The following is a 9,627-nucleotide window of genomic DNA, read 5'->3' as shown; positions in this document are numbered from 1 at the left end:
CCTGCCGCCGCGTCACCCGGACGAGGCCCGCGCGGACCCCCCTGCGGATCACGGCCCCCTCCCCCACGGCCCCGACCGGGACATCGGGGCCGCCGTCGACGCCGTGCTCACCGAGCACCTGGCGCTGCGCCGGGCCGACGCGCGGCTGATCAGCGACCGGTTCACCGCCGACGTCGCCGACTGCCTGATCGACCTGGTGCGGCGCGGCGGCAAGCGGCTGCGCCCGGCGTTCCTGTGGTGGGGCTGGCGGGCGGGCGGCGGCACGCCCGAGCACGCCGACGCGGAGGCCGTGCTGCACGCCGCCGCCGCGCTGGAGCTGATCCAGGCCTGCGCCCTGGTGCACGACGACCTGATGGACGAATCACCCCTGCGGCGCGGCGCGCCCGCCGCCCATGTGGCCCTCGCCCGCCGGCACCGCGCCCAGGGCCTGCGCGGGGACGCCGAGGCGTTCGGGTCCTCCGCCGCCCTCCTGACGGGTGATCTGGCCCTGGTGTGGGCGGAGGACCTGTGGGACGCGGCGTCCCCTGGCGAGGAGGCCCGGCGGCGGGCCCGCCCCGTCTGGCAGGCGATGCGCACCGAGATGGTGGCCGGGCAGTACCTGGACCTGTACGGGCAGGCGGCCGGTGCGCCCTCCCCCTCCTCCTCCCTGCGCGTCGCCCATCTCAAGAGCGGGCTGTACACCGTGGAGCGCCCGCTGCACCTGGGAGCCGCGCTGGCCGGCGCGGACGCGCGCACCACCTCGGCGCTGCGGCGGGCGGGGCGGTGCGCCGGGGTGGCGTTCCAGCTGCGCGACGACATCCTGGGCGTCTTCGGGGACCCGGCCCGTACGGGGAAGCCGGCGGGCGACGACGTGCGGCAGGGCAAGCCCACCCATCTGATGGCCGTCGGCCTGCGCCTGGCCCGCGTCCGCGGCCGGCGCGCGGAGCGGGAGCTGCTGGAGCACGCGCTCGGCAACCCCGCGCTGACCGAGGGGGAACTGGACCGCGTACGCGCCGTGCTGACCGAGCTGGGGGCCCGTGACGCCGTCGAGCGGCGCATCGGCGGCCTGGCCGGCGACGCGCTGGCCGCGCTGGAGGACGCCGCGCTCGACGGGGTCCCGGCACGGGAGCTGTCGGCGCTGCTGTACGCCGTCCTGGGCGAACCGGCCCTCGCCCACCGCCCCCGCGACGGCGCTCCCCGCGACGCCGCCGCCCTCTCCACCCACTGACCACCTGCCGAAGGAATCCAGATGAGAAGAGTGCACGGGCCGGGCGACCACGTCGTCATCGTCGGGGCGGGGCTGGCCGGGCTGTCCGCCGCACTGCACCTGCTGGGCGCCGGGCGCTCGGTCACCGTCGTCGAGCGGGAGGACGGGCCGGGCGGCCGGGCCGGGCGCGAGGAGTGGGCGGGGTACCGCGTCGACACCGGCCCCACCGTGCTGACCATGCCCGACCTGGTCGACGAGGCCATGGCGGCGGTGGGCGCCGAGCTCGCCGACCACGTGGAGCTGATCGGGCTCCACCCCGCCTACCGCGCCCGTTTCGCCGACGGCGACTCCCTGGACGTGCACACCGATCCGCACGCCATGGAGGCCGAGATCGCCCGGGTGGCCGGGCCGCGGGAGGCCGCCGGGTACCGGCGGCTGCGCGACTGGCTGGAGCGGCTGTACCGGGTGCAGATGCGCTCGTTCATCGACGCCAACTTCGACTCGCCGCTGGGGCTGCTGGGCGCCGACCTGGCCAGGCTGGCCGCGCTCGGCGGGTTCGGCACCTGGCACGGGCGCGTCGGGCGCTTCCTGAAGGACGAGCGGCTGCGCCGCGTGTTCTCCTTCCAGGCGCTGTACGCCGGGGTGCCGCCCACCCGGGCGCTGGCCGCGTACGCCGTCATCGCCTACATGGACACCGTCGCCGGGGTGTGGTTCCCGCGCGGCGGCATGCACGCCGTGCCCCGGGCCATGGCCGACGCCGCCGCCGGCGCCGGGGCCCGCTTCGTCTACGGCGCCGAGGTGACGCAGCTGGAGCGTTCGCCGGGCGGACGCGCCGCGGCGGTGCGCACCGCCCGCGGGGAGCGCATCGCCTGCGACGCGGTGGTCCTCACCTGCGACCTGCCGGTCGCCCACCGCCTGCTGGGCGGCGCGCCGCGCCGCCCGGTGCCGCTGCGGTACGCGCCCTCGGCGGTCGTCCTGCACGCCGGCGGCGACCGCACCTGGCCCGAACTGGCCCACCACACAATCTCCTTCGGCTCCGCCTGGGAGTCGACGTTCCGGCAGCTCACCCGGACCGGCGAGCTGATGAGCGATCCCTCCCTGCTGATCACCCGGCCCACCGCCACCGACCCCTCGCTGGCCCCGGAGGGCAGGCACCTGCACTACGTGCTCGCGCCCTGCCCCAATCTGGTCACCGGCCCCCGGGACTGGGACCGCGTCGGCCCCCGTTACCGCGACACGCTGGTCGCCGAGCTGGAGCGCCGCGGACTGAACGGCTTCGGCGACGCGATCGAGGCCGAGCACCTGGTCACCCCGGCCGACTGGGCACGCCAGGGACATGCGGCCGGCACCCCGTTCTCCGCCGCGCACACCTTCGCCCAGACGGGCCCGTTCCGGCCGCGGAACCTGCCGCGCGGCTGGGAGAACGTGGTCCTGGCCGGCTGCGGCACCACGCCCGGGGTGGGCGTGCCGACGGTGGTGGTCTCCGGCAAGCTCGCCGCCGCCCGCATCACCGGCGGCGGCCGTCCACGACCGCCCGGGCGCGCGGCGCAGGCGCCCGCCGGTGCCGGCGCGGCCGGGGGAGCGGCCGTATGACGGCGCGCGAGCTGGACGCGGCGGGCGTCCACGACCCGGCACTGCGCGCGGCCTACACCCGCTGCCGCGAGCTCAACTCCCGCCACGGCAGGACGTACTTCCTGGCCACCCGGCTGCTGACGCCCCGACAGCGCCCGGCCGTCCACGCCCTGTACGGCTTCGCCCGCTGGGCGGACGACATCGTCGACGACCTCGACCCCGCCCTCTCCCCCGAGCAGCGCGCCCGGGCGCTGGCGGAACTGGACGAGGACCTGCGCAGGGCCCTGCGCACCGGTGGCGGTGAGCACCCGGTGATCGCCGCGCTGGCCGACACCGCCGCGCGCTACGCCATCGACCCGGCGCACTTCGGCGACTTCATGCGCTCGATGGGCATGGACCTGCACACCACCGAGTACCCCACCCTCGACGACCTGCGGGTGTACATGCACGGCTCGGCAGCCGTGATCGGCCTCCAGGTGCTGCCGGTGCTGGACACGGTCGCGCCGCGCGAGGAGGCCGCCCCGCACGCCGCGGCGCTCGGGGTGGCCTTCCAGCTCACCAACTTCCTGCGGGACGTGGGCGAGGACCTGGACCGCGGGCGGGTCTACCTGCCGCTGGACCGGCTGGCCGCCCACGGCGTCGACCGCGACCTGCTGCTGTGGTGCCGCCGCACCGGGCGTGCCGACGCCCGGGTGCGGGCCGCGCTGCGGGAGCTGTGCGAGACCACCCGGGAGGTCTACCGGGAGGCCGAGCCGGGCATCGCCATGCTGCACCCGGTCTCGCGGCCGTGCGTGCGCACCGCGTTCGTGCTCTACCGCGCCATCCTGGACCGGATCGAGGCGTCCGGGTACGCGGTGCTCCACCGGCGTGCCGTGGTCCCCCGCCGGCGCCGGGCCGCCGTGGCGCTGGGCGGGCTGGCGGGCGTGGCCGTGTCCCGCGCCCGCGGCGCCGTGAGCGGCGACCTGCCACGGGTGCCCGGCCGCCCGCGAGACCCCGGGCGGAAGCAGGAGGAAACCCCGCGGACCCGTGAGCGGGACGCGCAGCGAGGAGGAGTGCCGTCTTGAGCAAGCGCCGTGTGGGGGGTCCGGCCGGTTGGCGCAGCCCCCTGCGCCTGATGTCCGACCCCGGCTGGAGCCGCCAGGAGCCGACCTGGCGGGCGGCCCGGCCCCAGCTCGTCGCCGACGCCCTGAAGCGGGCCGCGGCCCGCCCCTCGGGCAACTGGTACGTGGTGGCGGCCAGCCGCGAGATCCGCCCCGGCCGCCCCTTCGGCCGGACGGTCGCCGGAGTGGAACTGGTGCTCTGGCGCGCGGAGTCCGGACGCCTGGCGGCCGGCCCGGGCGCCTGCCCTCACCTGGGCGCGCCGCTGTGCGACAGCGTGGTGGAGTCCGGGCGCCTGATCTGCCACTGGCACGGTCTGGGCCTGACCGAGCGGGGCATGCCGGGCTGGGAGCCCTTCCCCGTGCACGACGACGGAGTGCTGGTGTGGGTGCGGCTGGACGAGGTGGGCGGCGAGGAGCCGCTGGAGCGGCCCTGCCTGCCGCAGCGCCCCGACCCGGCCCTCTCGGTGGACGCGGTGACGACCCTGGTGGGCGCCTGCGAGCCGGAGGACGTCATCGCCAACCGGCTCGACCCCTGGCACGGCGCCTGGTTCCACCCGTACGCCTTCACGCGGCTGACGGTGGTGGAGGAGCCCGACCCGGCCGTCAACGGCGACCGCTTCCTGGTCGACGTGGCCTACCGCGTCGGCTCACGGGCGGGCGTGCCGGTGCGGGCCGCGTTCAGCGCGCCGGAGCCGCGCACGCTGGTGATGCACATCGTCGACGGCGAGGGCGAGACGTCGGCCGTGGAGACCCACGCCACGCCGCTCACCGCCCCTGGGGACCCGAACCCGCGCACCGCCGTGATCGAGGCCGTGCTGGCCGCCTCCGACCGGCCGGGCTTCGCCGTGGCGCGGGCCGCCGCGCCGCTGCTGCGGCCGCTGATGCGGCGGGCGGCGGCCCGGCTGTGGCGCGACGACCTGGCGTACGCCGAACGCCGCCGGCTGCTGCGCGGCCAGGGCCGCTTCCCGGGGGCGGTGTGAGGGCCGCGGGGGCGGCGGCCCCCACACCGGGCACCACCCCGGGCGCCGCACCGGACCTGGCGTCAGATCCCGTGCCCGGCCCGGTCCGGGGCGCGGGCGAGCAGGGTGTGGAGGATGCCGTACTCCCAGCCCGGCACCGGCACCGTGCGGACGAGGTCGAAGCCCGCCGCCGTCAGCCGCCGCGCCAGCTCCGGGGCGGTGTCGAACTCCAGGACGCTGCGCCACAGGTGCCGGTACAGGTCCGGCCCGCCCGGGCCGAGGGAGCCCGCGGGGATGATCACCGAACGGCACACGGCGGTCCAGATCAGCCGGTGCCGCCTCGCGCCGGACAGCGCGTACTCGTGGACGGCCAGCCGTCCGCCGGGGCGCAGCAGGCGGCGCACACCGGTCAGCACCCCGTCCGGGTCGGTCAGGTTGCGCACCAGATAGGCGGCGAACACCGCGTCGAAGGGCCCGCGCACTCCGGCGCGCTCCAGGTCCTCGGCGGGCGTGTGGGCGAAGGCGACGTTCCCCGGCCACGTCTTGGCGGCGGCCCGCTCGAGCATCCCGGCCGAGGCGTCCACCGCCGTGATCTCGGCGCGGGGCGCCGCGGCCAGCAGCGCGGCGGTGGAGGCTCCGGTGCCGCAGCCGAGGTCGAGTACGCGCAGTCCCTCGCCCCCGTCCGGCAGGGCCAGTCTGCGGGCGGAGCGGCGCAGTTGCCGGTGGTAGCCGGGGTTCGCGCCGACCAGGCGGTCGTAGGCGGCGGACGCGCCGTCGAACGCTGCGGTCAGCGCGCCGTCCTGCAGGAGGGTCATCGCGTCCGTCCTTCCGCCCGTACGGGCCCGGGGTGTGCGGTCACGGCCGCACGCCTACCCGGCGTGCGCCGCCGGGAACGCGCCGGGGAGAGCGCCGTGGGCGCCTGCGAGGGGAGGGAGCGCGGATGAGCCGCCCGGAGAACGCCGCGGCCCCGGCCGCACACAGGGAGGCGGACGTGGACGCGGACGTGGTCGTGGTCGGTGCGGGGGCTGCGGGCCTGTCGCTGGCCGGGCACATCCTCGACGCCGACTCCTCCTCGCCTCCGCTGTCGGTGGCGGTGGTGGAGCCGCCGCCGGGTCCCACCCGCAGCCCCGAGCGCACCTGGTGCTTCTGGGAGGAGGAGGGCGGCGGGCCCGGCGCCGGGCTCGGCGCGCCCGTCGCCGCCTCCTGGCGGCGGCTGCTGGTGCGGGGCCCGGGCGGGGAGAGCCTGGGCGGCGACAGCCCCCGGCGCTATCTGATGGTCCGCTCCGCGGACTTCACCCACGCGATGGACGCCCGTCTGGCCGCCGCCCCCTGCGTCACCCGCGTCACCGGCACCGTCACCGCCGTCGGGGACGGGCCGCACGGTGCGCGGGTGAGCGGCACGGACGCCGCGGGGCGGCCCTTCTCGCTCACCGGCCGCTGGGTGTTCGACTCGCGTCCGCCGCGGGTCCTGCCGCCCGCCCGCACCACCTTGCTGCAGCACTTCCGGGGCTGGTTCGTGCGTACCGGCGAGGACCGCTTCGACCCGGGCACGGCCGAGCTGATGGACCTGCGCACCCCGCAGCCGCGGTGCGGGCTGTCCTTCGCCTACGTCCTGCCCCTCGGCCCGCGCGAGGCCCTGGTGGAGTACACGGAGTTCTCCCCCTCGCCGCTGACCGGCCGGGAGTACGAGGCCGCGCTGCGGCACTACACCGAACGCGTCCGGCCGCTGGGCGAGTTCACCGTCACCGGTACCGAACAGGGCGTCATCCCCATGACCGACGGGCACTTCGCGCGCCGGACCGGGCGCTCGGTGTTCCGCATCGGCACGGCGGGCGGCGCAACGCGCCCCTCGACCGGCTACACCTTCGCCACCGTCCGGCGCCAGAGCGCGCGGGTGGCCGCGGCCCTCGCGGCCGGGCGCACCCCGCTGCCGCCGCGGCCCCACGCCCGCCGCCACCTGGCCATGGACGCCGCGCTGCTGCGCGCCCTGGCCACCGGCCGCGTCGACGGCGCGGACTTCTTCGCCCGCCTCTTCCGCCGCAACCGGCTGGACAGCGTCCTGCGCTTCCTCGACGGCGGCTCGGCCTTCCACGAGGAGGTGGCGATCGGTCTGCGCTCCCCCGTGTGGCCGATGGCGCGTTCCCTGGCCGAACTCCCCCTCCTGCCGCGCAGGCCGGCCGCCGCCGTGCCTGGGTCCGGCGACTCCCACCATCGAAAGGCCTCCAGGTGACAGACGCGAGAAACCCGTTCCCGTACCCGCTCCCGGGCCGGGTCCGGTTCCGCAACCGGCTCGCCCGCGACCGGTACGCCGTGCACCGGCCCGCCCCGGCGGGGGCGGCCCGCCTCGGCGACCGCGGGGTGCGCGCCGCCGTGGTGGGCGGCGGCATCGCCGGACTCACCGCCGCCACCGCGCTGGCCGAACGCGGTGTGGCCGTCGACCTGCTGGAGCGCCGGGAGGTGCTGGGCGGGCGCGTCGGCGGCTGGCGGACCAGGCTGGCCGACGGCACGTCCGTCACCATGAGCCGCGGCTTCCACGCCTTCTTCCGGCAGTACTACAACCTGCGCAACCTGCTGCGGCGTATCGACCCGGCCCTGTCGATGCTCACCCCGCTGGCGGACTACCCGCTGTGGCACAGCGGCGGAGCGCGGGACAGCTTCGCGCGGGTGCCCCGCACCCCGCCGTGGAGCGTGCTGGGCTTCACCGCCCTCAGCCCGACCTTCACCCCCTCGGGGCTGGCGGGCATGAACCCCCGCGCGGCGCTGCCCCTGCTGGACGTGCGGGTGCCGGAGGTCCACGAACGGCTGGACGGCGTCAGCGCCGCGGAGTTCCTGGACTCCATCGGATTCCCCGAACCGGCCCGGCACCTGGCCTTCGAGGTGTTCTCCCGCAGCTTCTTCGCCGACCCGCGCGAACTGTCGGCGGCCGAACTGGCCCTGATGTTCCACATCTACTTCCTGGGCTCGGCCGAGGGCCTGCTCTTCGACGTCCCCGACGACCCCTTCCCCGCCGCACTGTGGGACCCGCTGGCCGCCCGGCTGGAGCGGCTGGGCGCACGGGTGCGCACCGGCACCGCCGTGGAACTGGTGCGTCCCGAGCGGGACGGCTTCACCGTGGTGACGGCCGACGGCCGGGGGCCGGGGGCGGAACGCGGCGAGCGCTACGACGCGGTCGTCCTGGCCGTGGACGGCGCGGGCCTGCGCGCCGTGGTCGACAACTCCCCGCAACTGGGCGGTCCCGGCTGGCGGGCGTCGGTCGGGCGGCTGCGCGAGGCCCCGCCCTTCCTGGTCTCCCGCTACTGGCTCGGCCGGCCCGTGGCCGCCGACCGTCCCGGGTTCCTGGGCACCGGCGGCTACGGCCCGCTGGACAACGTCAGCGTCCTGGAACGCTGGGAGGGCGAGGCCGCCCGCTGGGCCGCACGGACGGGCGGCAGCGTGGTGGAACTGCACGCCTACGCCGTCGACCCCGGCGCGGACCGCGCCGCCGTCCAGCGGGCGGCCCTGGCCGAACTGGCCCGCGTCTACCCGGAGACGGCCGGTGCCCCGGTCGTCGACGAGCGGCACGAGTGGCGGCAGGACTGTCCGCTGTTCGCCACCGGCACCTGGCGGGACCGGCCGGGGGTGCGCACCGGCCATCCCCGGCTGGTGCTCGCCGGGGACCTGGTGCGCACCGCGCTGCCGGTGGCGCTGATGGAGCGGGCGGCCACCACCGGCTTCGAGGCGGCCAACGCCCTGCTGGCCACCTGGGGGGTGCGCGGCCACCCGCTGCTGACGGTGCCGCGCCGGGGCCGCTCGGCGCCGCTGCGGCTGCTGGCCTCCGCCCTCGGCGGCTGACGGGCGGTCGGACGGCACCGGTCGGACGGCGCCGGTCAGACTGCGCCGGTCAGACTGCGCCGGGCTGCCGCTCCGGGTCCTCCGCCTGCCCCGGGGGCTCCTCCCCGGGCGGCGCCGTGAGGTGCTCCAGGGTGCCGGTGATCTCCAGGAAGCGCTCCAGGAACCGCGGACGGTTGTCGAGGTGGAGGCGGGTGCCGTGGGCGCCGGCGAGACGGTGGATGAGCAGCAGCCCGGACAGTCCCGTGGAGTCGCAGGTGCTCAACGCGGCGAAGTCGAGGTGGAGATCGCCCGGTGCCGGCCGGCCGGCGAGCCGCGGGCGTACGGCGCCGACCAGCTCCTCGGTGGTCTCGTAGTCGAGGTCGCCGGTGACGTGGAGCCGGACGGTGCCGGGGCCGGTCTCCACCGTGAGTGCGAAGGAGGGACGGTGCATGGGTGTCATTCGGGCTTTCCGTGGCCGGGGGTGTCGGGGGCGGGGGTGTCGGAAGCGGACGGGCCGGAGGCGGGGGTGGAATGCGCGTCGAGGGCCAGGCGGGCCCGTTCCAGCATGCGGGTGGCGCGGGGGAAGTCCTTCAGCCGCCCGGCCAGCAGGTCCAGCGCGGGGCGCAGGGAGTGGGCGGGGACCTTGCGGGCGGCGAGGATCTGCGCGGTCCAGAGCAGGAAGCCGGTGAACAGCTCCTCGTCGTCGACGTAGAGGGCGGTGGACAGGAAGTCGACGATGTGCGCGATGTCCTCGGCGGTGTGCAGCCGCTGGCGTTCGGTGTAGTCGCGCATGGCCGGGAAGCGCTCCTCCAGTCCGGCCATGGTCTCCCCCACCAGCCGGGGGGCGGTGCGGGAGACCAACGTGTACTCCTGGTCGGCCAGATGGGGCAGGTCGTCGACCGGGTGGTGCGCGGACCGCGGGCCGGGCAGCGGCAGCGCGCCCTCGCCCAGCCGGTCGGCGGCGGCGCGGGCGTCGGGGGCCCAGGCGTCGGCGCCGAGC

At 77.1% G+C, this 9,627-nt stretch carries 8 protein-coding genes and 1 pseudogene; 6 read left to right on the top strand and 3 right to left on the bottom strand.

Going from position 1 to position 9,627, the window contains the following annotated elements:
- Window position 1: 1 nt before the first annotated feature.
- The 4 genes from ACLIYP_RS27185 to ACLIYP_RS27170 are packed head-to-tail and all read left to right on the top strand — an operon-like array spanning window position 2 to window position 4,838.
- A complete protein-coding gene (locus tag ACLIYP_RS27185) occupies window positions 2–1,207 on the top strand; it encodes a polyprenyl synthetase family protein (RefSeq protein WP_412715747.1) in 1,206 nt (401 codons plus the stop codon).
- Between the two features lie 21 nt (window positions 1,208–1,228).
- Window positions 1,229–2,779 carry a phytoene desaturase family protein gene (crtI, locus tag ACLIYP_RS27180; RefSeq protein ID WP_412715746.1) on the top strand — a complete coding sequence of 517 codons (1,551 nt, stop codon included), beginning with the start codon at window positions 1,229–1,231 and terminating at the stop codon, window positions 2,777–2,779.
- Window positions 2,776–3,822 (top strand): phytoene/squalene synthase family protein, encoded by a 1,047-nt coding sequence (locus tag ACLIYP_RS27175; protein ID WP_412715745.1) that lies wholly within the window; start codon window positions 2,776–2,778, stop codon window positions 3,820–3,822. The genes crtI and ACLIYP_RS27175 overlap by 4 nt, the downstream gene beginning before the upstream one ends.
- 50 nt (window positions 3,823–3,872) lie before the next feature.
- Entirely contained in the window at window positions 3,873–4,838 is a 966-nt protein-coding gene (locus ACLIYP_RS27170) for a DUF5914 domain-containing protein (RefSeq protein WP_412715748.1), read from the top strand.
- A 62-nt stretch (window positions 4,839–4,900) separates the two neighbouring features.
- Here the strand turns inward: ACLIYP_RS27170 and ACLIYP_RS27165 are convergent, their stop codons facing one another.
- Window positions 4,901–5,632, bottom strand: coding sequence for a class I SAM-dependent methyltransferase (locus tag ACLIYP_RS27165; protein WP_412715744.1), 732 nt, complete (start codon window positions 5,630–5,632; stop codon window positions 4,901–4,903).
- Window positions 5,633–5,757: 125 nt separating this feature from the next.
- Between ACLIYP_RS27165 and ACLIYP_RS27160 the strand changes: the two genes are divergently transcribed.
- Together ACLIYP_RS27160 and ACLIYP_RS27155 are read left to right on the top strand one after the other, a co-directional pair.
- On the top strand, window positions 5,758–7,047 hold the full coding sequence (locus tag ACLIYP_RS27160) for a lycopene cyclase family protein (RefSeq protein WP_412715743.1): 1,290 nt from the start codon (window positions 5,758–5,760) through the stop codon (window positions 7,045–7,047).
- Window positions 7,044–8,648, top strand: a complete 1,605-nt coding sequence (locus tag ACLIYP_RS27155) for an FAD-dependent oxidoreductase (RefSeq protein ID WP_412715742.1) — start codon at window positions 7,044–7,046, stop codon at window positions 8,646–8,648. The genes ACLIYP_RS27160 and ACLIYP_RS27155 overlap by 4 nt, the downstream gene beginning before the upstream one ends.
- Window positions 8,649–8,697: 49 nt before the next feature.
- On the opposite strand, the gene ACLIYP_RS27150 is transcribed toward ACLIYP_RS27155, so the two are convergent.
- Complete coding sequence (locus ACLIYP_RS27150; protein WP_412715741.1) at window positions 8,698–9,087, bottom strand: STAS domain-containing protein; 390 nt, start codon at window positions 9,085–9,087, stop codon at window positions 8,698–8,700.
- Window positions 9,084–9,627, bottom strand: a pseudogene (locus ACLIYP_RS27145) (cobalamin-binding protein); the annotation flags it as partial. The gene ACLIYP_RS27150 and the pseudogene ACLIYP_RS27145, both read right to left, overlap by 4 nt.

This window comes from Streptomyces nanhaiensis (genome assembly GCF_046614825.1).
GTDB lineage: Bacteria > Actinomycetota > Actinomycetes > Streptomycetales > Streptomycetaceae > Streptomyces > Streptomyces radiopugnans.
The sequence above is the reverse complement of the archived record's forward strand: the minus strand, read 5'-3'. Positions and strand labels throughout refer to the sequence as shown.